The organism is Pantoea hericii (assembly GCF_014155795.1).
Lineage (GTDB): Bacteria > Pseudomonadota > Gammaproteobacteria > Enterobacterales > Enterobacteriaceae > Pantoea > Pantoea eucalypti.
The window spans coordinates 234,512-259,580 of the sequence record NZ_SCKV01000002.1 but is presented as its reverse complement, the minus strand read 5'-3'; the positions used below and the strand labels follow the sequence as shown (position 1 = coordinate 259,580).

Genomic DNA, 25,069 nt, shown 5'->3' with positions numbered 1-25,069 from the left:
GCGAAGTGGCTCTCACTCGCTGGTTATGGGTAATTAAGCAGCATCCGGCGAGGCTGTTGCGCAAATAGCTGGCGCTGTTGCGCAAGATATTTTTATAATGCTCTGCACTTCACCGACAACTGAGCGAGTGCGCCATGATCGATTCAAAAATCCCACTGACTGATATTCACCGCCACCTTGATGGCAACATTCGTGCACAAACCATTCTCGATTTAGGTCGCCAGTTTAACCTTACCCTGCCCGCCACCACGCTTGAGACTCTGCTTCCGCACGTGCAGGTCGGCGAGAATGAACCTGACCTGGTGAGCTTCCTGCAGAAGCTCGACTGGGGCGTGAAAGTGTTGGGCGATCTGGATGCCTGCCGCCGGATCGCGCAGGAGAATGTCGAAGATGCCGCGCGCGCCGGCATTCACTACACTGAACTGCGTTTTTCCCCTGGTTATATGGCGATGACCCACAACCTGCCGATTGCCGGTGTGGTCGAAGCGGTGATCGAGGGCGTACGCGCAGGTCGGCAGCAACACGATATCGACGTGCGTCTGATTGGTATTATGAGCCGTACCTTTGGCGAAGATGCCTGCCTCGGCGAGCTGGAAGGTTTGCTTGCCCATCGCGATCACATCACTGGGGTCGATCTGGCGGGAGATGAGCTGGGCTTCCCGGGCAGCGAGTTCCTGAGCCACTTTACCCAGGCGCGCGATGCCGGCTTCCGCGTTACCGTACATGCGGGCGAAGCGGCTGGACCAGAGAGCATCTGGCAGGCGATTCGGGAGCTGGGCGCTGAACGTATTGGTCACGGTGTGAAAGCGATCGAAGATCGCGCGCTGATGGATTTCCTGGCGGAGCACCGGATTGGTATTGAATCCTGCCTGACCTCCAATATTCAGACCAGCACTGTGCCCTCACTGGCGCAGCATCCGCTGAAAACCTTCCTGGAGCATGGCATTCTGGCGACCATCAACACGGATGATCCGGCGGTTCAGGGCATTGAACTGGCGCATGAGTATCAGCACGCCGCACCGGCTGCCGGTCTGAGCGCAGCGCAGATGCGTCAGGCGCAGGAGAATGGTCTGACGATTGCCTTCCTCAGCGAGGCTGAGAAAGCGGCTATCCGCGCACGCGTGCAGTAATCCTGAAGCGTAGCGACAAAAAACGGGCCGGATAACCGGCCCGTTCTGCTTTCTGCATTAAGCACCTGCAGATCAGACGCGCTTCAGCGACATCGTCTGGCGTTTCTCAGCGGATTGCAGACCCAGTTCAATCAGCTCCATCACCTGAATCGCCTCTTCCGCCGTCACCGGATTGTTACCGCGTCCGGCAATCGCATCGCGGATGCCCGCATAGTAAGCGGGATAGTTGCCCGGCTGAGTCAGTTGAGTAGTTTCCGTCAGTGAATCACCGTCAACTAACGTCAGCGTGCCGTCGCGCATGTCATAACCCCAGTCCTCCTGCGGCGGGAAATCCCCCGACTTCAGGCGATCTTCCTGTGGGTCCAGACCATATTTGACGTAACTGCCGCGCGTGCCGTGGACGGTATAACGGGCAGATTCTGCTGCCACCAGCATGCTGGCGTGCAGCACCACGCGGCGCTGCGGGTAGGTCAGCGTGGCGTGGAAGTAGTCGGTGGTCTGCGCGCCCGGACGCATCTCGGCCAGGTCGACATTAATAGCGACCGGCGGGCCAAACAGCTGCAGCGCCTGGTCCAGCAGATGTGGCCCCAGGTCATACCAGATTCCGCTGCCTGCGCCCTTCATTTCGCGCCAGCGATTACGCACTTCCAGACGGAAGCGGTCAAAGTGCGATTCGAAATAGCGCACTTCACCCAGTGAGCCTGTCTCAAGGAGGGATTTCAGCGTCAGAAAGTCACTGTCCCAGCGGCGGTTATGGAACACCGATAGCAGCAAACCTTTGGCTTTCGCCAGCGCATCCAGTTCGCGCGCCTGTGACAACGTCACGGTAAACGGCTTGTCGACCACCACATGTTTACCGGCGTTCAGCGCCGCTTTTGCCAGCGGGAAGTGGGTGTCGTTGGGGGTAGGAATAACAATCAGTTGCAGCGTAGGGTCGTCCAGCAGCGCCTGAGGATCGGCCACCACTTTAACAGCAGGCCAGTCGGCGTGGACTTTGCTGGCGTTGCTACTGGAAATGGCTGCCAGCTCGACGTCCGGTGTCCCTGCAATCAGCGGGGCGTGAAACGTTTTACTGGCAAAACCGTAGCCGATCAGACCAACACGTAATTTATCGCTCATTTTGATTCCTCTTTGTCGCTAACCTGATTGATTTAAGACTATTAACCAGGTGAGGACAAGGCGGAATCTCCCGAAAAAACTAAGAGATAGCACTCCGCGCCAGGGGCCAGGCCGTCTGCGCCGCCAGGTTGTCATGTGCGTCCTGATTGCGGCGGCGGAAATCGCTGGGACTGACACCAACACGCTTGCGAAACACGCGCGAGAAGTAGAGCTGGTCGTCGTAACCCACTTCACGCCCTACCGAGGCGATCGGTTCCTGGGTGGTCTGCAGCAACAGTTTGGCGCGAATAACGCGCTGATCTTCACGCCAGCGCAGCAGATTTACACCCATCTGCTCGCGGAACAGGTGTGCCAGCCGCGACGGTGACAGGCAGACGTGACGCGCCACCTCTTCAATCTTCACTTCGCTTGCAAGATGGTTGGTCACATACTGGCAGGCTTCAATTACGCGTGGATCGCGGATGAGCTGATGACTACGCGGATCTTCTTCAACGGCACGTAGCAGTAGTCGCTCCAGCAGGTTCATCGCCAGCTCTTCCGCAAAGCGCCGACCCGAATTATGGGTCTGTTCGATACTGGCAAACAGTCGGTCAAACTCGCCACGCAGTGACTCAGGCAGCAGCAGTCGTCCCACACCCTCCTGCTCATCCTGCCAGCGCAGCCAGTCGTGCCAGTAGGCGCGCGGACGGAAATAGACCCAGCGGTGGAACCACTGCGGACTGTCCGGCGCGCGACCATAGTAGTGGGCAGTTTTTGGCTGAAACAGCAGCATTTCGCCGGGCTCGCAGTCAAATGCCCGCTCGCCGTCGAATACCCGCCCTTTGCCTTTAATGGTGAGATTCAGAATGTAACCTTTCATGCCGTGCGGGCGGTCGATAAAAAAATCGAGCGGACCATCGGCAGTGATGGGCGTCAGCCCTGCCACCAGCCAGGCATTGAATGAATAGCCCGGCAACAAGGGGTTTTGCTGCTCAGCCGGTAATTCGCGGTGATACATAGCGTCCTCACTCAGTCTGTTATTGTTCGGATAGCCTGCAGACACCTCTGCGTCCGCAGGCCAACGGCTCGCTCAATCAGGCTTTTTTCTGTTTGTAACGGTCAAAAATCACCGCAGCTAACAGTATCAGACCGCGCACCACATACTGTGAGAATGGCGAGATATTCAATAAATTCATCGCATTCTCTACCGTGCCGAGGATCAATACCCCCGCCACCACGTAAGAGATCTTACCGATGCCGCCCTTCAGTGAAACACCACCCAGTACGCAGGCAGAAATCACCACCAGTTCATAGCCGATGGAGGTCATCGGCTGGCCGCTGGTCATACGTGACGCCAGAATAATGCCCGCCGCCGCAGAGACCAGGCCGGAGAGGATAAAGATGATGATACGGGTGCGCACTACCGGTACACCCGCCAGGCGCGCCGCCTCTTCATTGCCACCAATCGCGAGCGTATTACGACCAAAGGTGGTTTTGTTGAGCAGGAAGCCGAAGATCACCATGGTGGCCAGAGTCAGCCAGATCGGCGCGGGCACACCCAGCCAGTTGGCAAAGCCCAGTTCAAAGAAGCGCTCATCTTCAATACCAACGGCTTTACCGTCAGAGAAGATATAAGCCAGGCCGCGTACGATCTGCATCGTCGCCAGCGTGGTGATCAGGGCATTGATCTTCAGTCGCGCAATCACAAAGCCGTTGATAAAGCCGGTGATCATGCCGAGCACCAGTCCGGCACCCACACCAATCCACAGGCTTTCCGTCATATTGATGACCACGGCGGTGACGACACCCGCACAGGCGATGACGGAAGCGACCGACAGGTCAAAGTCACCGGAAGCCAGACAGAACAGCATGCCGCAGGCGACCATGCCGGACATCGACATCGCCAGCCCTAAGCCTTTCATATTGATAAACGAGCCGAAGTTCGGCACAAAAATCGCACAGACAATAAACAGCAGTGCAAATACCACCAGCATGCCGAAGTTGTCCCAGATGCGACCTAACTGCAGGCCGCCGCGTGAAGCGGGCTGCGGTGTATTTGAGGTCGTAGATGAAGCCATGATGATCTCCTGTCAGGCCACGGCGGCCGCTTGAGTGGTTTTGGGCATCGCCAGGCTCAGCGTCTGCTGCTCCGTGGCGTCGTCGTGCAGCAGTTCACCGGCAATGGCACCTTCACGCATCACAACGATGCGATCGGCCAGGCCCATCACTTCCGGTAAATCGCTCGAGGCGAACAGCACCGCAATGCCCCGGTTCGCCAGCTGATAAATCAGGTTATAAATTTCATGTTTGGCACCGACATCGATGCCGCGCGTTGGCTCATCCAGCAGGATCACTTTCATATCCTCAGAGAGCCAGCGTCCCAGGATCGCCTTCTGCTGATTACCGCCGGAAAGGTTCATGATCAGCTGATCGGCGCTGGGCGTTTTAATATTCAGCGAGCGGATATGGCTGTCGGCGTTCTTGTTTTCCCAGCCGTTTTTTATCAGGCAACCGGCAGTCAGGTTGTGACGGCGGGCGCTGATGTTGATGTTGTCGCGCACCGAGTGCACCGGAATAATGCCCTCAGCTTTACGATCTTCCGGGCAGAGCATGATGCCGGCACGAATGGCGTCAATCGGCTCACGCAGCGGCAGTGGCTTGCCGTCCAGGATGACCTGACCACCACGCAAACGCGTGCCGCCGAACAGGCCCTTCAGCAGTTCACTGCGTCCGGCACCGACCAGTCCAAACAGTCCAACGATTTCACCGGCATGGACTTTCAGTGAAATTGGCGTACGCACGCCCTTCGCTTCAACCTTGTCCAGCTCCAGCCGCACTTCCCCTTTGGGACGCGGTGAGTAGCCATAGATATCGCCCAGGTTGCGCCCTACCATCGCCTGCACCAGATCGTCGTGATGGGTGTTCGCCATGTCAGTAAACGTCCGCACGTAGCGGCCATCTTTAAACACGGTGATGGCATCGCTAAGGGCGAAAATCTCTTCCATACGGTGAGACACGTAGAGCACTACCCGGCCCTCCTCGCGGAGCTGGCGAATGACGCGGAACAGGTTGTCGATTTCACGCGCCGACAGGGAGCTGGTTGGCTCATCAAAGGCGATAATACGTGCATTGCGCGCCAGCGCTTTGGCAATCTCCACCATCTGCCACTGGCCCAGCGACAGGTATTTCAGCGGCATATCGGGATCGATATCCATGCCGAGATTTTTCAGCTGTACGCCCGCCTCAAAACGCATCAGCTTACGGTTGACCAGTCCATGTTTGTGCGGAATCTGACCGAGATAGATGTTCTCCGCCACGCTCATTTCCGGCACCAGATGCAGTTCCTGGTAAATAATGGCGACGCCCGCGTCCAGTGCATCCGTCGTGCGCTGAAAACTCATCGGCTTGCCTTTAATACGAATCTCACCGCCGCTCGGCTGATAACTGCCGCTGAGTATTTTTAACAGCGTCGATTTGCCTGCGCCGTTCTCGCCCATCAGAGCGTGAACTTCACCGCCACGGCAGTCGAAGGAGATATCCTGCAACGCTTTCACGCCAGGGAAAGTTTTACTGATGCCATGAAACGACAGAAATGCTGAATCAGTGTTCATGTTAATCCTCACTCTTTCGCGCCACCGGCCGGTTATGGCGGGCGACGCGAAATGGGCTATTAAGGATGCCGGGCAACGAACAGCCCGGCAGGCTCACAGTTACATCAGTCCTTTTTTCGCCAGTTCAGTTTTGAAGTTGTCACGGGTGATCAGCACCACATCAGTAACTTCGGTGAATTTAGGTGGCTCTTCACCTTTGCTGACCCAGTTGTAGAGCATCTGGCTGCTTTTGTAGCCGTGGATATCCGGGCTTGGCAGCAGCGAACCGTAGAAGCCGGTCGCCTTGTCTTTCGACAGTTCGCTGATGGCATCGACGCCGTTGATGCCGATACCGATGACGTCAGCCGCTTTAAAGCCCTGACCTTCAGTCGCACGTACGCCGCCCAGCACGGTGTTGTCGTTCATGCCGACAATCAGCCAGTGTTTGACTTCAGGATGCTGCACCAGCAGGGAGTTACCGGCATCAAACGCGCCAGGGATGTCGTTAGATTTGGTTGGGACCTGGTAGATCTGGGCTGCCGGGAAGCCAGCGGCTTTGATCGCGTCCATTGAGCCGCCAGTACGACGACGAGCGGTGTCGAGTTCGTTGGCGGTAATGGCCATCACGCCGGTGGTTTTCACATCCCAGCCGCGTTTCTGCATCTCTTTATAAAGCTCCTGACCCTGACGCTCACCAATTTTAGTGGCCGCCATCATCACCAGTGGCACGGTATCCATTGGCTTGCCTTTGGCGGTGACGAACTGATCATCCACTGCGATGACTTTCAGGCCGTAGCCGCGCGCTTTTGCCATGATGGCGGAACCGAGTTTTGGATCGGGCGTACAGATGACAAAACCTTTTGCGCCGTTCGCCGCCAGACTGTCGATGGCATTCAGGGTTTTTTCACCATCCGGCACGGCAATTTTGATGACATCAAAGCCAAGATCTTTGCCCGCTTTATCGGCGAATTTCCATTCAGTCTGGAACCAGGGTTCTTCTGGTTGCTTGACTAAAAAACCCAGCTTCATGGTCTCGGCGATAGCGGATTGTGACATAACCGCTGCCAGGCCGATGGCCGCGAATGCTTTAGTGAATTTATGCATGATGCTCTCCGGTACCAGGTTATTTTTCGCTGCTAATAACGAATCGGTGTAAACGCTACCAGTAAGTTTTGTTTTGTGGGTACAGCCATAAATCAGTGCGTTAGGCTGGCATGTGCTGACAGAGTGTCCAGACGCTGGGCTAGTTTTAGCGGTATTAGCGAAGAAAAATGTAGAGCGGTATCACATCTTAAAATCACGGCAAAATCATCCATATATTCAGCAAATTTAACCGGCCCTTAACTTATGCAATGGATCACAAAATCACTGCCGATGACAGAAAAGTGCATATTGTCAGCCAGCCATGACTAACTGATTTGGCGCACCGAACCCAGGATAAAGGCGTTAACTAACTACAGGAGATTCCGATGCGTGCTGGAGCCATCACCCTTGGGCTGGACTTTGGTAGTGATTCGGTGCGTGCGCTGGCCGTGGATTGTCATAGCGGCAAAGAGCTGCAGAGTGCGGTGTTCAGCTATCCGCGCTGGCAACAGGGCTTATACAGCGATCCGCACACCAACCGTTTTCGCCACCATCCACAGGATTATATTGACGCTATGGAGCAGGCGCTGCTCGGCGTTCTGAATGCACTGAGTGAAGATCAGCGCAACGCCGTGGTCGGCATTGGCGTTGACAGCACCGGTTCTACCCCGGCGCCTATTGACCGCGACGGCAACGTGCTGGCGCTGCGTCCGGAGTTCGCTGAGAACCCCAACGCGATGTTCGTGTTGTGGAAAGATCACACGGCTATAGAAGAAGCGGAAGAGATTAATCAGCTTTGCCACAGTGGCCGCTTCCAGGATTACAGCCGCTATATCGGCGGCATTTATTCTTCGGAGTGGTTCTGGGCGAAGATTCTGCACGTGTCGCGTGAAGATTCGGCTGTGCGCGAAGCCGCCGTCTCCTGGGTGGAGCTGTGCGACTGGGTGCCCGCCCTGTTAAGCGGCACCACCGCACCAGATAAGCTGCGTCGCGGCCGTTGTGCCGCCGGACATAAAGCGTTGTGGCACGGCGACTGGAACGGCCTGCCCGATGTCGATTTCCTGAATGCGCTCGACCCGCTGTTAACGCAGCAGCTCGACTCCCCGCTGTTCACTGACACCTGGACCGCTGATATGCCGGTGGGCACCCTCAGCCCGGAATGGGCGCAGCGTCTTGGTCTGACGCAGACCGTGACGCTTTCCGGTGGCGCGTTTGACTGTCACATGGGCGCGGTCGGCGGCGGGGCTAAACCTTATACCCTGGTGAAAGTGATCGGCACCTCAACCTGCGACATTCTGATTGCTGACGCAGAAAAGGTCGGCGATCGCGATATCAAAGGCATCTGCGGTCAGGTCGATGGCAGCGTCATGCCCGGCGCTATCGGACTGGAGGCGGGTCAGTCTGCCTTTGGTGATATCTACGCCTGGTTCAGCCGTTTGCTGGGCTGGCCATTAAAGCTGGCGGCGCAGCAGCATCCGGAACTGAAGCCTCAGCTGGCTGAGATGCAAAAAACGCTGATTAAGGATTTAACCGAGGCCTGGGCTGCCAATCCGCAGCTCGATCACCTGCCGGTGGTACTGGACTGGTTTAACGGGCGCCGCACACCGAATGCAAATCAGCGTCTGAAAGGGGTGATTACCGACCTGAATCTGGGCACTGATGCCCCTGCATTGTTTGGTGGTCTGGTCGCAGCAACCGCGTTTGGCGCGCGCGCCATTATGGAGTGCTTTGAGCAGCAGCAGATCCCGGTCGAGAGCATTCTGACTCTCGGCGGCATCGCGCGAAAATCTCCGGCGATTATGCAGGCCTGCTGCGATGTGATGAACCGGCCACTGGATATCGTCGCCTCTGACGAGTGCTGTGCATTGGGTGCGGCCATTTTCGCCGCCGTTGCCGCCGGTGTTCACGCCAGCGTCCCGGATGCTCAGCAGGTCATGGCCAGTCCGATTGCCGTGACGCTGCAGCCCGATCCGGCGCGCGTTGCCCGCTATCAACAACTGTATCAACGCTATCAACAATGGTGCGTGACGGCTGAACCGCAATACGCCGCCCGCCCCGCTTCCGCGACGAGCCTCTCCCAACAGGCGTAATTGTTGCAGGCAGTCTGGACACGGACAGTGCGGAGCAACCGGAGCGTAGAGGGCGTACGTGAGGATTACTCGCTGCGCTCGCCCCTTCAGGGCCGCCCTGACGGGCGTTCAGGTTGCTAAAGCAGCCTGTGTGAGCGCTGCCCAGGTTCGGAATGACAAATAAAATAGCCTATCAGGTAGGCGCTAAGTGAAGGAGTGGTTTTATGGAACAGTCAAACAATTACAGCGTGTGGTTTGTTATCGGCACGCAGCATCTCTATGGGGCGGAAACGTTACGCCAGGTTGAACAGAATGCACGTCAGGTCGTCGAGGGTTTAAATCAGGCCGGTTTACCACTGCGTCTGGAGCTGAAACCGCTAGTGAAGTCACCGGATGAAGCGCTGGCCCTGTGTCGCGATGCTAATTATGACAAGCAGTGCGTTGGGATCATTACCTGGCTGCACACTTTCTCCCCGGCCAAAATGTGGATCGGCGGCCTGAGCGTACTGAATAAGCCGCTGCTGCAATTCCATACCCAGTTCAATGCCGAGATCCCGTGGGACAGCATGGACATGGACTTTATGAACCTGAACCAGACCGCACATGGCGGCCGTGAGTTCGGTTTCATCGGCGCGCGCATGGGTCTGCAACACAGCGTGGTGACCGGTCACTGGAAAGACAGCGCCAGCCAGCAGCGCCTGGGCAACTGGATGCGTGCAGCACTGGCTAAACAGGCCAGCCAGCAGCTGAAAGTCGCTCGCTTTGGCGACAACATGCGTGAAGTGGCCGTAACCGAAGGCGATAAAGTCGCCGCGCAGATTCAGTTCGGCTATTCAGTGAATGGCTGGGGCGTTGGCGATCTGGTTGAGGTGATCAATGGCGTCAGCGATGGCGACGTGAATGCGCTGATCGACGAATATGAAAGTCTTTATCGCTTTACCGATGTCGCCGCATCTGGCGGTGAGAAACGTCAGAACGTGCTGGATGCTGCACGCATCGAACTCGGTCTGAAGCGTTTTCTGGAAGCAGAAGGCTGCCACGCCTTTACTACTAACTTCCAGACGCTGCACGGCATGACGCAGTTGCCCGGTCTGGCGGTTCAGCGTCTGATGGGTCAGGGTTATGGCTTCGCCGGCGAAGGCGACTGGAAAACCGCTGCCCTGCTGCGCATTTTCAAAGTGCTGTCCGGTGACCGCAAAGGTGGCACCTCCTTTATGGAGGATTACACCTATCACTTCTCACCAGGCAACGATTTAGTGCTTGGCTCGCACATGCTGGAAGTCTGCCCGTCAATTGCCATTGAAGAGAAACCATTGATCGATGTGCAGTTCCTGGGCATTGGTGATAAAGCCGATCCAGCGCGTATGATTTTCTCCACCCCAGCGGGCCGTGCGGTTAACGCCAGCGTGATTGATATGGGCGACCGTTTCCGTCTGCTGGTTAACGTGGTGGATGCTATCGAACAGCCGAAACCGCTGCCGAAGTTGCCGGTTGCGCGCGCGCTGTGGAAAGCGCAGCCATCACTGGCGACCGCCTCTGAAGCATGGATTCTGGGCGGCGGTGCACACCATACGGTGTTCAGCCAGGCGCTGACGCTGGAGGATATGTATCTGTACGGCGAGATGAACGATATTGAAGTGCTGGTGATTGATGAGCACACCACCTTGCCTGCGTTTAAAGATGCGCTGCGCTGGAACGAAGCTTATTACCGTCTTAAACGTTAATAAGTGATTAAACGGCGCTTTAGGGGTTCTGAAAAGAAATCGGTTCAGGATCGATAAAGCGCCGTTTGTTTGCAGGTTCGTGCTATTCAGTCGGGAATGGCGGGCGTTCCGTAAAGTCGCCGTAAATACATCCCTGTAGGCTCGGCCGCCGCGTCCCTGCGGCGGACGCTTTACTCCACTGCCCGCCATCCCCTCCTTAATTTTGCATTTTTGCGAATATTCAAAAGCTCAGCATGTAATAAAAGCCCTTACTGCGAAAGTCCCATTTCGCTGCAACTGTGCACTCCATTCTTTCAATCTCGCACTGTCCATTACAGCAATGATCAAGCCCAACCGGGAAGGAATGGTATGCCTGAAGAGCAAAGCGTCCGCACCAGGGATGGCGCGGCCGATCCGCATGGATGCGGGAATCCTTTGCGATCAGGCAGTCATTTCCTGACCTTGCATCAACATTCAATAGCGATTGTTTTTCCTGTCATACAAAAGAGAGCTTAATTCTTTGCTATAACGCAATCCTGCCATCATCTTGCACTTTTCCCCACCAGCCTGTATTGCTTGTAGCCTGACAAAACGAAGGTAGCCAGCGCCATGCAAGTTGTCGATCTGAACCAACATCCCGACTACGCCAGACAAACAGCAAAACTGCTGCACACTGAATGGTCACATCATCCAGCCTGGTCACATCAACCCACCATCCTTGCGCATTTACACCAAAGGAACCAGACAGGCTCGGCGGAATTTACCCTTGTTGCCACGCCGGATGGCGAAACGGTCATCGCGACCTGTAGCGTCATCCGCTATGAACTGGACGACATCCCGGCAAGAGAATACTGGATGGGTGAAGTGGTGACGGACAAAAAATTTCGCGGTCAGGGCGTAGCAAAAGCGTTGATCCAGCAGGTAATTGCGCGGGCCAGACAAAAGCGAATTAGTGAACTCTGGCTCTATACTCCCGATCAGCAGGCGTACTATCAGCGTTCAGGATGGCAGGCGGTGGAACAGCGGCACATAGCGGGAGAAGAAGTCACGGTGATGGTCCTGCATCTGGCGCAGTAAAAGGCGGCTCCTGAGAGCCGCCATTAACCGGGATACGCAATACTCAGGTTGGGATGCGTTTAACCGGTGCGTTCTGCTGACGATCCCAGATCACCGTCAGTAACCGCTGCAGCGCGATAAACGCAAACAGCAGAATCCCGATGGCGATCTTGGTCCACCACGAACTCAGCGTGCCGTCAAAATTAATCCACGTCTGAATCAGCCCCTGAATCAACACACCAAACAGCGTACCCAGCACCGTACCGACACCACCCGACAACAACGTGCCGCCAATCACCACCGATGCAATCGCATCCAGCTCCACACCCAACCCGGCCAGCGCATAACCTGCCGAGGTATAGATCGAGAACACGATGCCAGCCAGCGTCGCCAGCGTGGTGGAAAGCATATAAATCTTAATGGTGGTCGCACGGGTTGAAACACCCATCAGCTGAGCGGAGGTCAGATTCCCGCCAATAGCATAAACCCGATTACCAAAGCGCGTGCGGTGCGCCAGAATAATCCCGCCAATCACCACCACCAGCATAATCACGGCCAGCAGGCTCAGACGCCCACCACCCGGCACTTTCCACGCCAGACTGGAAAGCATGGTATAAAGCGGATGATCAATAGGAATCGAGTTCTCAGACACCAGATAAGAACAGCCACGCAGGAAAAACATTCCTGCCAGCGTAATAATAAACGCCGGGATCTTAAGCGCATCGATCAGCCAGCCCATCATGGCACCAAACAGCGCGCCCATTGACAGAATCAACGCAAAGGCCAGCAGCGGATCGACATGGAAATCACCAATTGCCCGCGCCAGAAACACACCGGTAAAAGCAATCACTGCGCCGACCGACAGATCGATACCGCCAGATAAAATCACAAAAGTCATGCCGACGGCGATAATGCCAAGGAACGCGTTATCGGTCAGGATATTGCAAATTACCCGGGTAGAAGCAAAACCCGGAAACTGACTCAGACAAAACAGATAACCCGCCACAAACACCAGCAAGGTAATCATCAGCGGAAGATGACGTTTAATCATGTCGGACGCCTCCGTTTTAACATCGCAATAAATCGCGGTGACTGCAGTAACAACACGCACATCACCACCACCGCTTTCACCACCTGATTCAGCTCAGGCGGGAAGCCGGAGAGCAGAATCCCGGTATTCATCGACTGAATAATCAGCGCACCAATCAGCGACAGCACCAGATTAAAACGGCCACCCATCAGGGATGCACCGCCTATCACCACGGCGAGAATCGCGTCCAGCTCCAGCCACAAACCGGCGTTATTGGCATCTGCACCGCGAATATCCGCCGCGACGATGAGCCCGGCCACTGCCGCACAGACGCCACTGATCGCGTAGGTGGACATCACCACCAGCCAGCCCGTCACACCCGCATTGCGGGCAGCGCGCAGGTTAATCCCCACCGCTTCGATAAACAGACCCAGCGCGGTTTTGCGCGTCAGCAGCCAGACGGCCAGCGCGACCACCAGCGTGATCCAGACCGGCACCGGCAACATCCACAGCGAGCCGTTACCAAACCAGCCAAGACTGTCACTGTCGAACGTCACAATCTGACCCTGGGTAATCAGCTGAGCAATACCGCGCCCGGCAACCATCAGAATCAGCGTCGCAACAAATGGCTGAATACGCAGCAGCGCCACCAGCACCCCGTTCCACAAACCACAGGCTAAACCGGTTGCCAGCGTGCAGAGAATAATAAACGGCACACCGTGCCCGGCGACGGTCAGTGTGGCGGCCGTTGCGCCCGCTATCGCCATCACCGCCCCTACGGAAAGATCGATGCCGCCAGTCGCGATCACCAGCGTCATCCCTATCGCCAGCAGGGCAACCGGTGCCGCACGGTTAAGAATATCGATCGGACTGCCGAACAGACGGCCATCCTGCAGATGCACTGCAAAAAAGTTATTGGCCACCAGACTGTCGATTAACAGCACCAACAGCAGCGCGGCGATTTGCGGCATCCCCGGCGGGAGTTTCAGCTTACGACGTGGCGTTTTTTCAGATGTCATAGGTGACTCAAGCATGTTTTGCCCCTCCGTCCGCGATAGCATTCACGATCGACGCCACCGAAAGCTGCTCCAGCGGAATTTCTGCCACCTGCTTCAGATCGCGCATGATCAGCACCCGATCGGCATAACCGACCAGCTCTTCGAGTTCAGAGGAGATCACCAGCAGCGCCAGACCATCGGCGCAAAGGGATTCGATTAAACGGATAATCTCGGCGTGCGCACCCACATCAATACCGCGCGTCGGCTCGTCGAGGATCAAAAACTGCGGTTTGGTCACCAGCCAGCGCGACAGCAACACCTTCTGCTGATTGCCACCCGATAACAGCTCTACCGGCTGCTCAGCGTGCGGCGTGCGAATGCCCAGACTTTTGATGAAACGATCGGCAATCGCCTGCTGCTCGCGTTTTTTAATGGGCCGTAACCAGCCGCGCTGCGCCTGCAATGCCAGAATAATATTTTCGCGCACGGAGGCCGCGCCAATAATCCCGTCTGTCTTACGATCTTCCGGGCAAAACCCCATGCCAAGCTGTGAGGCTTTCGCCGGGTTGGTAATACGCTGCACTTTACCTTTGATCGTCGCGGTTCCACGATCGGCGCGACGAATACCAAACAACACTTCTGCGGTTTCGGTGCGGCCAGAGCCCAGCAGACCCGCCAGTCCCACCACCTCACCGGGACGCACGGCCAGGTTAAAAGGCTCAATGGTGCCCTTTCTGCCGTAATCTTCAAATGACACCACCGGCTGATTGCTGCGCAGCGTGCTGCCCTGACGCTGTAACGCCGTCTGAAGCAGTTCACGTCCTAACATCAGCTTAATCAGTTCAATCTGTGGCAGCGTGGCGGTCTCACGAGTCGCGATAAATTGCCCGTTACGCAGCACGGTAATCCGGTCAGTAATTCGGTACACCTGGTCAAGAAAATGGGTCACAAAAATCAGGCTCATCCCTTTGGCTTTTAACTGCGCCATCAGGGTAAACAGCATCTCGACTTCACTGGCATCCAGACTGGCTGTTGGCTCGTCGAGGATCAGCACCTGAGCAGAAAGGTCGACCGCGCGACAGATAGCAATAATCTGCTGCATTGCCACCGAGTAGTGGCCCAGCGGACGCGTGACATCAAGGGAAAAACCGTAATTTCGCATCAGCGCATCGGCATCACGCACCATCTTCCGACGGTCAATCATGCCAAAACGACGCGGCTCACGCCCTATATAGAGGTTATCTGCCACCGACATGTTCGGCAGCATATTCACTTCCTGATAAACGGTGCCGATACCCATCTCCTGCGCCTGCGCCGTATTGTGCGGTGTAATCGGCTCGCCGTTCAGGGTAATGGTGCCGGCGTCGCGGCTGTAAACACCGGTCAGCACTTTAATCAGCGTGGATTTACCGGCACCGTTCTCGCCCAGCAGCGCCATGATCTCCCCTTTGCGTATATCAAAGGAAACATTATTCAGCGCTTTGACGCCGGGAAAACCTTTGCTAATGCCGCTGATGGATAGCAGCGGTGTTTCATTTTGCGTGGTCATTCTGCTCACTCCGCCTTACGTCATGAAAAACCGCCCCGGAGGGCGGTCTGCGGCTGGTCTTTGACGGGTCGGTGAATCAGTAACCCATACCGTTTTTCTTATCCAGCTCCGCCTGTGCATCAGCAGGCAGGAACAGCTTCGATTCGGTCTTGATCACTTTTGGCGGCAGCGTGCCATCTTTTTTGAATTTTTCCAGCGCATCAAACGCCGGACCCGCCATATTTGGCGTCAGTTCCACGTTGGCGTTAGCCTCACCCGCCAGCATCGCTTTGTAGATATCCGGTACGCCATCAATTGAGCCAGTCAGAATATCTTTGCCCGGTTTCAGACCGGCTTCCTTAATGGCCTGAATGGCACCGATCGCCATGTCATCGTTATGCGCGTAAACCATGCAGATGTTTTTGCCGTTGTTTTCCGCCTTGATAAAGCTCTCCATCACCTCTTTACCTTTACTGCGGGTAAAGTCACCCGACTGAGAACGGATCACTTTAATGTTAGGGTGGTTGCTGATTGCCTCGGCAAAGCCTTTCTTGCGGTCGATTGCCACGCTGGCACCGACCGTGCCCTGCAGTTCGACCACGTTACATTTTTTGTCGCCTACGGTTTTTACCAGCCAGTCGCCAATCAGCTTGCCTTCCAGCACGTTGTCAGCTGTCACCACCGCCTGATAGAGCGATTTGTCTTTGACCACGATGGCGCGATCCAGCAGGTAAACCGGTATTTTGGCATCTTTGGCTTCTTCCAGTACCGGCTCCCAGCCGGTCTGTACCACAGGCGCGATAAAGATGGCATCAACGCCCTGAGCAATGAACGAACGCACGGCTTTGATCTGATTCTCTTGTTTCTGCTGTCCGTCGGCGATTTTCAGGGTGATTCCGCGTTTTTTGGCTTCGCTTTTCGCTACGTTAGTTTCCGCTGAGCGCCAGCCAGATTCTGAACCGACCTGCGAGAAGCCGACCGTCATATCAGCAGCGAGTACCGGGCCGGTTAACGCGGCGCTGACCAGCGTGGTCAGAAGTAAACGTTTCCACATAGTTTTTAATCCTCTGAAAGGCGTTTGCTGTTTAGGGTAGAGAGCCTGCTTAGACTGGACTAAAAAAGCGTGCATAATGGCGACACACTTCACAAAACAGAGCAATTTAAAGGAGTTACGTGCAGAGCGAGCAGTTTTCCAACAGGGGTGTTATGGATAAAATCGCTGAGTAAAATTACAATGCCGGTTAAATAAATGTAATAAACAGAATCGCTTATGTTTAATGCCACTGGAAACGATTACAGGCAGGCGTACAAAATGGGTTATCCGGTTTGCGGTGAACAAAAAATGGGATTTGTGATTGTCCGCACAATCGATGGTGAAGACGAATCAGGCGCGAAACGTTTCTATGGCATTCGTTATTTAACGGTTAAATTTCCTGCGGTTAAAGTGTAATAAATAAGGTATTCATGTGCTGTCAGGGTCAAATGGAATAAAAAATAATATTGTGCTGCTTATTTTTAACGTTTAATTGCCGCAGTAACCCAAACCAGTCAGGCTGACGTAGTAAACTAAGGCGCTGAGTTACCAACATCGTGCATAATCAGAACGAGGAATATGGACTTTTAGTGACTAATAAGGTGATTTTGTCTGATTTTCGGCTTTTTTCACCTGCATGATCTGGACAGACCAAGCCCGCCCCCTATACTGAGCACTCCTTTGTTACTTCTATCTATTATGGCAATGATGACTGCGCACGATTACCTGCTTAAATTCCGCAAAGTAAATAATTCAGACAGTCTGGAAAAGCTTTTCGATCATCTTAATTACTCCCTGACCAATGATCTGGAAATTATCAATATGTACCGGGCTGCCGACCATCGACGCGCTGAACTGGTCTCTGGCGGACGGTTATATGATCTGGGCTGCGTACCAAAAACGGTGTGGCGCTACGTGGTCTGATTTCTCACTGATTTATCGCTTCGTTTACTGCTGACGTTGTCCGGATGGGCGTGCCTCTCTGGACATGTTATTCTGCTGCGCTTTGACTCTCCGAGACAGGAATAACTACGATGAATGAACAGGTTGCTGCGCCGCGCATTGGTGGCTGGCTTTTGCTGCCTCTGGCCTGGCTGATAATGACCCTGTTAACCACCGTTCTGGTGCTGGCGATGTATCTGACTCCCCTGTTTAATCCGGCGTGGCGTGTGGCGCTGTTTTCTCACGGCAGCACCCTCTTCTCATACTGGGCCATTTCCCTGCTTACCGCCGTGGCGGTCTGGGCCTATAGTCTTTGGATCAGCTGGCTGTTCCTGAAGCGCTCCCGACGCCTGCCGCGCCATTATCTGCTCTGGCTGCTGATTACCGTGCTACTGGCGCTGAAAACCTTTGCTTTCACACCCGTCGCTGATAGCCGAGCCCTTCAGACATTACTGCTGTCGCTGCTGGCCGCGGCGGTGTTTGTGCCCTATTTCAAACGCTCAGAACGGGTAAAAAAGACCTTTATCGCGCCGTAACGCGGTGAGTTGTGTCAGGAATTTAATTCTGAGTGCGGTCTGCCGCCTTGCGGGTGGCGCGGGTGTTGAGATACGTCGCGCTATGAATGATAATAAGCCGCTTTCTGGCTCCCAGGCGAAAAAATGACCGATTATCTGCTTCTCTTTGTTGGCACTGTGCTGGTGAATAACTTCGTATTAGTGAAGTTTCTCGGCCTTTGTCCTTTTATGGGCGTTTCCAAAAAACTGGAAACGGCAATTGGCATGGGCCTCGCCACGACATTCGTCATCACGCTGGCGTCGATCTGCGCCTGGCTGGTCAATCATCTGATCCTGCTGCCGCTGGATCTGGTCTATCTGCGCACCATGGCGTATATCCTGGTGATCGCGGTTGTCGTGCAGTTCACCGAGATGGTAGTACGTAAGACCAGCCCGTCGCTCTATCGCCTGCTGGGTATTTTTCTGCCGCTAATTACCACCAACTGTGCGGTGCTGGGCGTGCCGCTGCTGAGTGTTAACCTCAACCACACCTTTATGCAGGCTGCGCTGTATGGTTTCAGTGCTTCCATCGGTTTTTCGCTGGTAATGGTCCTGTTCGCCGGTATGCGTGAGCGCCTGGTGCTGGCGAATGTTCCGGCCCCGTTCAAAGGCAACTCCATCGCCCTGATCACTGCGGGCCTGATGGCGCTGGCATTTATGGGCTTCAGCGGTCTGGTGAAATTCTGATGACCGCGATCTGGATTGCTGTTGCCGTATTAAGTGCGCTGAGCCTGGTGTTCGGCGCGCTGCTGGGTTACGCCTCGCGCCGCTTTGAAGTCGAAGAAGATCCTATCGTTGAGCAGATTGATGCCATTCTGCCGCAGAGCCAGTGTGGTCAGTGTGGCTATCCAGGCTGCCGTCCCTATGCGGATGCGGTCGGCAACAACGGCGAAGCGATCAATAAATGCGCGCCAGGCGGCGAGCAGACCATGCTCAAACTGGCTGCGCTGCTTAACGTTGATCCGCAGCCGATTGATGGCGATGAATCGGCGAAAGAGCCGGTGCGCACGGTGGCGTTCATTGACGAAGCCAACTGTATTGGCTGCACCAAATGTATTCAGGCCTGTCCGGTGGATGCGATTGTCGGGGCAACCCGCGCCATGCACACCGTGCTGAGCGATGTCTGTACCGGCTGCGATCTCTGCGTCGCACCCTGCCCGACAGACTGTATTGAAATGCGTCCGGTTGCCACCACACCAGCTAACTGGAAGTGGGATTTGAATACCATTCCTGTACGGGTGATTCCGGTAGATACTCATGCTTAATCTGTTTAACTTCCTGAAAAAAGAGAAGGTCTGGGATTTTCAGGGCGGTATTCATCCGCCGGAAATGAAAACCCAGTCTAACGGTACGCCGCTCAGCGAACTGCCGTTGCCACACCGTTTTATTATCCCGCTGAAACAGCATATCGGACATGAAGGTGAGATCTGCGTTGCGCCTGGCGACAAGGTGTTGCGCGGTCAGCCCCTGACGTTTGGCACGGGCCGTATGCTGCCGGTCCATGCACCCACTTCTGGTGTCATTGATGATATTGGTCAGCATATGACCGCGCATCCTTCGGGTTTGTCAGAACTGTGTATTTTTCTGACGCCCGACGGCGACGACCGCTGGATACCGCTTGATCCTCTGCCTGACTACCGTCAGCATCCGCGCGCCGACATTGTGCAACGTATTCACGACGCCGGCGTTGCGGGCCTGGGTGGCGCGGGCTTCCCTACCGCCACCAAACTCAAAGGCGGCCTGCGCGGGGTGAAAACCCTGATTATTAATGCGGCCGAGTGCGAGCCCTACATCACCGCGGACGATCGTCTGATGCAGGATTACGCCGCTGAAGTGCTGGAAGGCAGTCGCATTCTCGCATGGGTGTTGCAGGCTGAGCGGGTTTTGATTGGTATTGAAGATAATAAACCAAAGGCGATTGCCGCGCTGAAACAGGCATTGGGTAACGAACGCGATCTGCACATTCGCGTCATCCCGACTAAATACCCTTCTGGCGGCGCAAAGCAGCTGACCCGTATTCTGACCGGCATGGAAGTGCCACACGGCGGACGTTCCACCGATATCGGTGTGCTGATGCAAAACGTTGGCACCGCCTGGGCGGTTAAACGCGCCATAATTAATGGTGAGCCGATTACCGAACGTGTCGTGACGCTGACTGGCGAGTCAATTGCCCAGCCGCGTAACGTCTGGAGTCGTCTCGGCACCCCAATCAGCCATCTCTTGCACCATGTCGGTTTTACACCAGCACCGCGTCAGATGGTGATCATGGGCGGCCCGCTGATGGGCTTTACCCTGCCGTCGCTGGATGTGCCGGTGGTGAAGATCACCAACTGTATTCTCGCCCCCTCTCCCAGTGAGATGGGTAACAACGATGAAGAGCAGTCCTGCATTCGCTGTTCCGCCTGTGCCGATGCCTGTCCGGCTAAGCTGCTGCCTCAGCAGCTTTACTGGTTCAGCCAGGGCGGCGATCACGATAAAGCGCGCTCACACCACATTGATGACTGTATTGAATGTGGCGCCTGCGCCTATGTCTGCCCGAGCAATATTCCGCTGGTGCAATATTATCGCCAGGAAAAAGCGGAGCTGCGCGCCATCGATCTGGAAGCGAAACGCACGCTGGAAGCCAAAGCTCGCTTCGAAGCCCGTCAGGCAAGGCTGGAGCGCGAGAAACAGGCCCGTGAAGCGCGTCATGAGGAGGCAAAACAGCGTGTAGCCCGTACCGATACCAGTGAGCTGGCGGCTGCGAAAGCGCGGGTGAAAGCCCGCCAGGCCGCTGAACCGGATGAAGCGACGCTTGAAGCGCAACGTGAAGCCCGTCATGCGCAGGCGCGTCTGCGTCAGGCCGAGGCTCAGGCGGAAACCCAACCGGTAACGCGTCAGACTGTCGATCCGCGCAAAGCCGCGGTTGAAGCGGCCATTGCCCGAGCTAAGGCGAAGAAAGTGTCACCGGTTGATGCGGTGGAGACCGTGGCTGAAGCCAGCGTCGATCCGCGCAAAGCCGCTGTCGAAGCGGCGGTAGCCCGCGCTAAGGCGAAGAAAGCTGCACAGGCTGAAGCCGCGGCTCCGGCTGACACGGCGAACGTTTCTGACGCCGCGCCAGACGCCGCTGCTGAAACCGACCCGCGCAAAGCTGCGGTGCAGGCCGCGATTGCCCGCGCCAAAGCGAAGAAAGCGGCGCAGGCTGAAGCCGCGGCTCCGGATGACACGGCGAGCTTTTCTGAAGCCGCGCCAGACGCCCCTGCAGAAACTGACCCGCGCAAAGCTGCGGTGCAGGCCGCGATTGCCCGCGCCAAAGCGAAGAAAGCCGCGCAGGCTGAAGCCTCGGCTCCGGCTGACACGGCGAGCGTTTCTGAAGCCGCGCCAGACGCCGCTGCCGAAACCGACCCGCGTAAAGCTGCGGTACAGGCCGCGATTGCCCGCGCCAAAGCGAAGAAAGCCGCACAGGCTGAAGGCGCGGATGCGGCGGCTCCGGCTGACACCGTGAGCGTGTCTGAAGCCGCGCCAGACGCCGCTGCCGAAACTGACCCGCGCAAAGCTGCGGTGCAGGCCGCCATTGCCCGCGCCAAAGCGAAGAAAGCCGCACAGGCTGAAGGCGTGGATGCGACGACTCCGGCTGACGCGGCGAGCGTTACTGAAGCCGCGCCAGACGCCGCTGCTGAAACCGATCCGCGTAAAGCTGCGGTGCAGGCCGCCATTGCCCGTGTCAAAGCGAAGAAAGCCGCGCAGGCTGAAGATACGGATGCGGCGACTCCGGCTGACACCCCGAGCGTTTCGGAAGCCGCGCCAGACGCCGCTGCCGAAACTGACCCGCGCAAAGCTGCCATTCAGGCGGCGATTGCCCGTGCCAAAGCGAAGAAAGCCGCGCAGGCTGAAAATGACGCGGAGACAGCTTCACGCGATGCCGCAGCAGTCGCCACTGCCGCGCATTTTGCGGTGGAGAAAGCGGAGGAGGCGCAGGAGCAGGCAAACAATGCGAATGCTGAACCTGAACAGGCACCTGAACTGAATCAACCCGATGATGCGCGCAAAGCCGCTATTGCTGCCGCCATCGCCCGTGCCAAAGCGCGTAAAGCGCAGTCGTCTAAGACGCTTGAGGATTAAATGGCTTTTCGTATCGCAAGTTCTCCTTACACCCATAACCGCCGCAGCACAGGCAACATCATGCTGCTGGTGGTGCTGGCTGCAGTGCCGGGTTTTGCTGCACAGTGTTATTTCTTTGGTTACGGCACCTTTTTGCAGGTCCTGCTTGCGACGCTCACCGCATGGCTGACCGAGGCGGCCATTCTGCGGCTGCGTAAAGCGCCCGTTGGCAGCACCCTGGCGGATAACTCCGCGTTACTGACCGCTGTGCTGATTGGTATCAGCCTGCCGCCGCTGGCGCCCTGGTGGCTGGTGGTGATCGGTACGCTGTTTGCTGTGGTCATTGCTAAACAGCTTTATGGCGGTCTGGGACAGAACCCGTTTAATCCAGCGATGGTCGGCTATGTAGTGCTGCTGATCTCCTTCCCGGTGCAAATGACCAGCTGGCTGCCGCCTGACACCCTTCAGGCGATCAAACCGGGGCTGATGGACAGTCTTAGCATGGTGTTCAGTGGCCATACGCTGGCGGGCGAAACCATGCAGCAGTTGCAGATGGGTGTGGATGGCATCAGCCAGGCGACGCCGCTTGATACCTTTAAAACCGGTTTACGCGCCGGTCACAGCGCAGAGCATTTGCTGGCCCAGCCGATTTACAGCGGCGTGCTGGCGGGCCTGGGCTGGCAGTGGGTCAATGTCGGATATCTGGTGGGCGGCCTGTTCCTGCTGTGGAAAAGTGCGATTCGCTGGCATATCCCTGCAGCCATGCTGCTGTCACTGGCGTTCTGCGCCACGCTGGGCTGGTTCTTCTCACCGGAATCACTCAACAGTCCGCTGATTCACCTGTTCTCCGGTGCCACCATGCTGGGGGCGTTCTTTATTGCCACCGATCCGGTGACCGCCTCCACCACCAATCGGGGTCGCCTGATCTATGGTGCGCTGATTGGATTGCTGGTCTGGCTGATTCGCAGCTTTGGCGGCTATCCTGATGGCGTGGCATTTGCTGTGCTGCTGGCAAACATCTGCGTGCCGCTCATCGATTACTACACCCAGCCGCGCGTTTACGGCCATCAGAAGGATTAAGCGATGCTGGAGACGATTCGCAAAAATGGTGTGACGCTGGCGATTTTCGCCGCAATTACCACGGCTGCTACTGCAGTAGTCAATACGGTCACTAAACCGACAGTGGAGCATCAGACCCTGCTGCAGCAGAAAAATTTGCTGGATCAGGTGGTGCCTGAAGACCTTTATGACAACAATATTCAGCAGGATTGTTACGTTGTCACAGATGCTGCACTGGGGAATAGCGCCCCGCACCACCTCTTCCTGGCGCGTAAAGGCGGCCAGCCGGTCGCTGCCGCACTGGAGACAACTGCGCCTGACGGCTACTCTGGTGCGATACAGATGCTGGTCGGTGCTGATTTCCAGGGTAAAGTACTGGGCGTGCGGGTGATCGAACACCATGAGACGCCTGGTCTGGGCGATAAGATTGAATTACGCATTTCTGACTGGATCAACAGCTTTAATGGCAAAGTGGTTCATGGTCCGGCGGATAAAGCGTTTGCGGTTAAGAAAGATGGCGGCGACTTCGATCAGTTCACCGGCGCCACCATTACCCCACGCGCGGTGGTCAATGCGACCAAACGCACCGCGCTGTTGATGAAAACGCTTCCGGAGAAACTCTCTTCGTTACCGGCATGTGGAGACGCAAATGAGTGAAGCTAAAAGTCTGCTGGTGGGTGGACTGTGGAAAAACAACTCGGCACTGGTGCAGTTACTGGGCCTGTGCCCACTGCTGGCGGTTACGGCGACGGCAACGAATGCGCTGGGTTTAGGGCTGGCCACCACGCTGGTGCTGACCCTGACCAACAGTTTTATTTCGGCCTCGCGCCGTTGGGTGCCGTCTGAAATTCGTATCCCGATTTATGTGATGATCATCGCCTCCGTGGTGAGCTGCGTGCAGATGCTGATCAACGCCTACGCCTATGGTCTCTATCAGTCGCTGGGGATTTTTATCCCGCTCATTGTCACCAACTGCATTGTGGTTGGTCGCGCTGAAGCGGTCGCCTCTAAAAGCAGCATCCCGCTTGCCGCGCTGGATGGTTTTGCCATCGGCATGGGCGCGACCTGCGCCATGGTAGTGCTGGGTTCGCTGCGTGAAATTATCGGCAGTGGCACACTGTTTAACGGCGCCGATCAGCTGCTCGGCCCATGGGCGAAATCGCTGCGTATCGAAGTGGTCCATTTCGATTCACCGATGCTGCTGGCAATGCTGCCGCCAGGCGCCTTTATCGGCCTCGGCATGATGCTGGCGGGTAAATACCTGATTGATCAGAAGATGAAACAGCGGGCAGCTCTGCGTGCTCAGGCAGCTGAAAACGCGGCACCTCAGAACGCCGTCGGGAAGCCGGTGTGAACCAGACTAAACGCACCGAGATTCTTCATCGCCTGCAGCAGAACAATCCGCATCCCACCACCGAGCTGAACTTCAGCTCGCCGTTTGAGCTGCTGATTGCGGTACTGCTGTCGGCGCAGGCGACCGATGTCAGCGTCAACAAAGCCACCGCAAAGCTCTATCCGGTGGCGAATACGCCTGCCGCGATGCTGGCGCTGGGTGTGGATGGCGTAAAGGAATACATCAAGACTATCGGCCTGTTTAACAGCAAAGCGGAAAATGTGATTAAGACCTGCCGCATTCTGCTTGAGCAGCACAACGGAGAAGTGCCGGAAGATCGTGCGGCGCTGGAAGCCCTGCCTGGTGTTGGCCGTAAAACGGCCAATGTGGTGCTGAATACCGCCTTTGGCTGGCCGACAATTGCCGTTGATACTCACATCTTCCGCGTCAGCAACCGGACAAAATTTGCGCCGGGTAAGAATGTGGAAGAGGTGGAGCAGAAGCTGCTGAAGGTGGTTCCGGCTGCCTATAAAGTTGACTGCCACCACTGGCTGATTCTGCATGGCCGTTACACCTGCGTGGCGCGCAAGCCCCGTTGCGGCTCATGCCTGATTGAAGACCTCTGCGAGTATCCCGACAAAGTCGAGTGATTCGCCTGACTAACCCGCTGCGGCGGGTTTTTTATTGTCTGGTTGAACCCTCTGTAACCTTCTTTCCAGTCCGGTTCCCCTTTTCGCCGCACGCTCTGGCTCGTCTGAATACCCCCACTGTTTGTCGGGTTGT

23 protein-coding genes are annotated in these 25,069 nt (G+C 56.2%); 14 read left to right on the top strand and 9 right to left on the bottom strand.

Annotation, left to right across the window (positions count from 1 at the left end; translation table 11 throughout):
- The first annotated feature begins 134 nt into the window (after nt 1-134).
- Complete coding sequence (add, locus tag H7K52_RS04860; protein WP_003853442.1) at nt 135-1,130, top strand: adenosine deaminase; 996 nt, start codon at nt 135-137, stop codon at nt 1,128-1,130.
- 72 nt (nt 1,131-1,202) lie between these two features.
- On the opposite strand, the gene H7K52_RS04855 is transcribed toward add, so the two are convergent.
- The 5 genes from H7K52_RS04855 to H7K52_RS04835 form a co-directional block, all read right to left on the bottom strand.
- Nucleotides 1,203-2,249 carry an oxidoreductase gene (locus H7K52_RS04855; RefSeq protein ID WP_182629770.1) on the bottom strand — a complete coding sequence of 349 codons (1,047 nt, stop codon included), beginning with the start codon at nt 2,247-2,249 and terminating at the stop codon, nt 1,203-1,205.
- Nucleotides 2,250-2,328: 79 nt separating this feature from the next.
- Nucleotides 2,329-3,246 carry an arabinose operon transcriptional regulator AraC gene (araC, locus tag H7K52_RS04850; protein WP_182629769.1) on the bottom strand — a complete coding sequence of 306 codons (918 nt, stop codon included), beginning with the start codon at nt 3,244-3,246 and terminating at the stop codon, nt 2,329-2,331.
- Between the two features lie 76 nt (nt 3,247-3,322).
- On the bottom strand, nt 3,323-4,306 hold the full coding sequence (gene araH / locus H7K52_RS04845; protein ID WP_003853439.1) for an L-arabinose ABC transporter permease AraH: 984 nt from the start codon (nt 4,304-4,306) through the stop codon (nt 3,323-3,325).
- 12 nt (nt 4,307-4,318) lie between these two features.
- A complete protein-coding gene (gene araG, locus H7K52_RS04840; RefSeq protein WP_003853438.1) occupies nt 4,319-5,839 on the bottom strand; it encodes an L-arabinose ABC transporter ATP-binding protein AraG in 1,521 nt (506 codons plus the stop codon).
- A 99-nt stretch (nt 5,840-5,938) separates the two neighbouring features.
- The gene (locus tag H7K52_RS04835) at nt 5,939-6,922 is read right to left on the bottom strand and encodes an arabinose ABC transporter substrate-binding protein (protein ID WP_003853437.1); all 984 of its coding nucleotides are present in this window, start codon (nt 6,920-6,922) and stop codon (nt 5,939-5,941) included.
- Nucleotides 6,923-7,287: 365 nt separating this feature from the next.
- Between H7K52_RS04835 and H7K52_RS04830 the strand changes: the two genes are divergently transcribed.
- From H7K52_RS04830 to H7K52_RS04820, 3 genes are all read left to right on the top strand, one after another.
- Entirely contained in the window at nt 7,288-8,991 is a 1,704-nt protein-coding gene (locus H7K52_RS04830; protein ID WP_182629768.1) for a ribulokinase, read from the top strand.
- 203 nt (nt 8,992-9,194) lie between these two features.
- The gene (gene araA / locus H7K52_RS04825) at nt 9,195-10,694 is read left to right on the top strand and encodes an L-arabinose isomerase (RefSeq protein ID WP_182629767.1); all 1,500 of its coding nucleotides are present in this window, start codon (nt 9,195-9,197) and stop codon (nt 10,692-10,694) included.
- Between the two features lie 588 nt (nt 10,695-11,282).
- The gene (locus H7K52_RS04820) at nt 11,283-11,750 is read left to right on the top strand and encodes a GNAT family N-acetyltransferase (protein ID WP_182629766.1); all 468 of its coding nucleotides are present in this window, start codon (nt 11,283-11,285) and stop codon (nt 11,748-11,750) included.
- 43 nt (nt 11,751-11,793) lie between these two features.
- Here the strand turns inward: H7K52_RS04820 and yjfF are convergent, their stop codons facing one another.
- The 4 genes from yjfF to ytfQ all read right to left on the bottom strand — a co-directional run bounded on the left by yjfF (nt 11,794) and on the right by ytfQ (nt 16,339).
- Complete coding sequence (gene yjfF / locus H7K52_RS04815) at nt 11,794-12,780, bottom strand: galactofuranose ABC transporter, permease protein YjfF (RefSeq protein ID WP_003853433.1); 987 nt, start codon at nt 12,778-12,780, stop codon at nt 11,794-11,796.
- On the bottom strand, nt 12,777-13,793 hold the full coding sequence (gene ytfT, locus H7K52_RS04810) for a galactofuranose ABC transporter, ATP-binding protein YtfT (RefSeq protein WP_008926230.1): 1,017 nt from the start codon (nt 13,791-13,793) through the stop codon (nt 12,777-12,779). Before ytfT ends, yjfF begins: the two co-directional genes overlap by 4 nt.
- Nucleotides 13,786-15,306 (bottom strand): sugar ABC transporter ATP-binding protein, encoded by a 1,521-nt coding sequence (locus H7K52_RS04805; RefSeq protein ID WP_182629765.1) that lies wholly within the window; start codon nt 15,304-15,306, stop codon nt 13,786-13,788. Before H7K52_RS04805 ends, ytfT begins: the two co-directional genes overlap by 8 nt.
- Before the next feature lie 76 nt (nt 15,307-15,382).
- Entirely contained in the window at nt 15,383-16,339 is a 957-nt protein-coding gene (ytfQ, locus tag H7K52_RS04800; RefSeq protein WP_008926228.1) for a galactofuranose ABC transporter, galactofuranose-binding protein YtfQ, read from the bottom strand.
- 216 nt (nt 16,340-16,555) lie between these two features.
- On the opposite strand from ytfQ, the gene H7K52_RS04795 reads away from it, so the two are divergent.
- The 10 genes from H7K52_RS04795 to nth all read left to right on the top strand — a co-directional run bounded on the left by H7K52_RS04795 (nt 16,556) and on the right by nth (nt 24,936).
- Nucleotides 16,556-16,735, top strand: a complete 180-nt coding sequence (locus H7K52_RS04795; protein WP_140033476.1) for a hypothetical protein — start codon at nt 16,556-16,558, stop codon at nt 16,733-16,735.
- 291 nt (nt 16,736-17,026) lie between these two features.
- Entirely contained in the window at nt 17,027-17,242 is a 216-nt protein-coding gene (gene ydgT, locus H7K52_RS04790) for a transcription modulator YdgT (protein ID WP_003853427.1), read from the top strand.
- A 110-nt stretch (nt 17,243-17,352) separates the two neighbouring features.
- The gene (locus H7K52_RS04785; RefSeq protein ID WP_003853425.1) at nt 17,353-17,796 is read left to right on the top strand and encodes a DUF2569 domain-containing protein; all 444 of its coding nucleotides are present in this window, start codon (nt 17,353-17,355) and stop codon (nt 17,794-17,796) included.
- Between the two features lie 123 nt (nt 17,797-17,919).
- Complete coding sequence (gene rsxA, locus H7K52_RS04780) at nt 17,920-18,501, top strand: electron transport complex subunit RsxA (RefSeq protein ID WP_003853423.1); 582 nt, start codon at nt 17,920-17,922, stop codon at nt 18,499-18,501.
- Complete coding sequence (gene rsxB, locus H7K52_RS04775) at nt 18,501-19,079, top strand: electron transport complex subunit RsxB (RefSeq protein WP_008926226.1); 579 nt, start codon at nt 18,501-18,503, stop codon at nt 19,077-19,079. The genes rsxA and rsxB overlap by 1 nt, the downstream gene beginning before the upstream one ends.
- On the top strand, nt 19,072-21,915 hold the full coding sequence (rsxC, locus tag H7K52_RS04770; RefSeq protein ID WP_182629764.1) for an electron transport complex subunit RsxC: 2,844 nt from the start codon (nt 19,072-19,074) through the stop codon (nt 21,913-21,915). Before rsxB ends, rsxC begins: the two co-directional genes overlap by 8 nt.
- Nucleotides 21,916-22,974 (top strand): electron transport complex subunit RsxD, encoded by a 1,059-nt coding sequence (gene rsxD / locus H7K52_RS04765; protein ID WP_039660307.1) that lies wholly within the window; start codon nt 21,916-21,918, stop codon nt 22,972-22,974.
- A gap of 3 nt (nt 22,975-22,977) precedes the next feature.
- Nucleotides 22,978-23,610 carry an electron transport complex subunit RsxG gene (gene rsxG, locus H7K52_RS04760; protein ID WP_003849005.1) on the top strand — a complete coding sequence of 211 codons (633 nt, stop codon included), beginning with the start codon at nt 22,978-22,980 and terminating at the stop codon, nt 23,608-23,610.
- Entirely contained in the window at nt 23,603-24,307 is a 705-nt protein-coding gene (locus H7K52_RS04755; protein ID WP_003849003.1) for an electron transport complex subunit E, read from the top strand. The genes rsxG and H7K52_RS04755 overlap by 8 nt, the downstream gene beginning before the upstream one ends.
- Nucleotides 24,304-24,936: an endonuclease III gene (gene nth, locus H7K52_RS04750; protein WP_003849001.1), complete on the top strand. Its 633-nt coding sequence runs from the start codon at nt 24,304-24,306 to the stop codon at nt 24,934-24,936. Before H7K52_RS04755 ends, nth begins: the two co-directional genes overlap by 4 nt.
- Nucleotides 24,937-25,069 lie beyond the last annotated feature (133 nt).

Bases quoted from the DNA above. Each gene is read 5' to 3' on its own strand.
- add (WP_003853442.1), top strand. From the start codon at position 135: ATGATCGATTCAAAAATCCCACTGACTGATATTCACCGCCACCTTGAT.
- H7K52_RS04855 (WP_182629770.1), bottom strand. From the start codon at position 2,249: ATGAGCGATAAATTACGTGTTGGTCTGATCGGCTACGGTTTTGCCAGT.
- araC (WP_182629769.1), bottom strand. From the start codon at position 3,246: ATGTATCACCGCGAATTACCGGCTGAGCAGCAAAACCCCTTGTTGCCG.
- araH (WP_003853439.1), bottom strand. From the start codon at position 4,306: ATGGCTTCATCTACGACCTCAAATACACCGCAGCCCGCTTCACGCGGC.
- araG (WP_003853438.1), bottom strand. From the start codon at position 5,839: ATGAACACTGATTCAGCATTTCTGTCGTTTCATGGCATCAGTAAAACT.
- H7K52_RS04835 (WP_003853437.1), bottom strand. From the start codon at position 6,922: ATGCATAAATTCACTAAAGCATTCGCGGCCATCGGCCTGGCAGCGGTT.
- H7K52_RS04830 (WP_182629768.1), top strand. From the start codon at position 7,288: ATGCGTGCTGGAGCCATCACCCTTGGGCTGGACTTTGGTAGTGATTCG.
- araA (WP_182629767.1), top strand. From the start codon at position 9,195: ATGGAACAGTCAAACAATTACAGCGTGTGGTTTGTTATCGGCACGCAG.
- H7K52_RS04820 (WP_182629766.1), top strand. From the start codon at position 11,283: ATGCAAGTTGTCGATCTGAACCAACATCCCGACTACGCCAGACAAACA.
- yjfF (WP_003853433.1), bottom strand. From the start codon at position 12,780: ATGATTAAACGTCATCTTCCGCTGATGATTACCTTGCTGGTGTTTGTG.
- ytfT (WP_008926230.1), bottom strand. From the start codon at position 13,793: ATGCTTGAGTCACCTATGACATCTGAAAAAACGCCACGTCGTAAGCTG.
- H7K52_RS04805 (WP_182629765.1), bottom strand. From the start codon at position 15,306: ATGACCACGCAAAATGAAACACCGCTGCTATCCATCAGCGGCATTAGC.
- ytfQ (WP_008926228.1), bottom strand. From the start codon at position 16,339: ATGTGGAAACGTTTACTTCTGACCACGCTGGTCAGCGCCGCGTTAACC.
- H7K52_RS04795 (WP_140033476.1), top strand. From the start codon at position 16,556: ATGTTTAATGCCACTGGAAACGATTACAGGCAGGCGTACAAAATGGGT.
- ydgT (WP_003853427.1), top strand. From the start codon at position 17,027: ATGACTGCGCACGATTACCTGCTTAAATTCCGCAAAGTAAATAATTCA.
- H7K52_RS04785 (WP_003853425.1), top strand. From the start codon at position 17,353: ATGAATGAACAGGTTGCTGCGCCGCGCATTGGTGGCTGGCTTTTGCTG.
- rsxA (WP_003853423.1), top strand. From the start codon at position 17,920: ATGACCGATTATCTGCTTCTCTTTGTTGGCACTGTGCTGGTGAATAAC.
- rsxB (WP_008926226.1), top strand. From the start codon at position 18,501: ATGACCGCGATCTGGATTGCTGTTGCCGTATTAAGTGCGCTGAGCCTG.
- rsxC (WP_182629764.1), top strand. From the start codon at position 19,072: ATGCTTAATCTGTTTAACTTCCTGAAAAAAGAGAAGGTCTGGGATTTT.
- rsxD (WP_039660307.1), top strand. From the start codon at position 21,916: ATGGCTTTTCGTATCGCAAGTTCTCCTTACACCCATAACCGCCGCAGC.
- rsxG (WP_003849005.1), top strand. From the start codon at position 22,978: ATGCTGGAGACGATTCGCAAAAATGGTGTGACGCTGGCGATTTTCGCC.
- H7K52_RS04755 (WP_003849003.1), top strand. From the start codon at position 23,603: ATGAGTGAAGCTAAAAGTCTGCTGGTGGGTGGACTGTGGAAAAACAAC.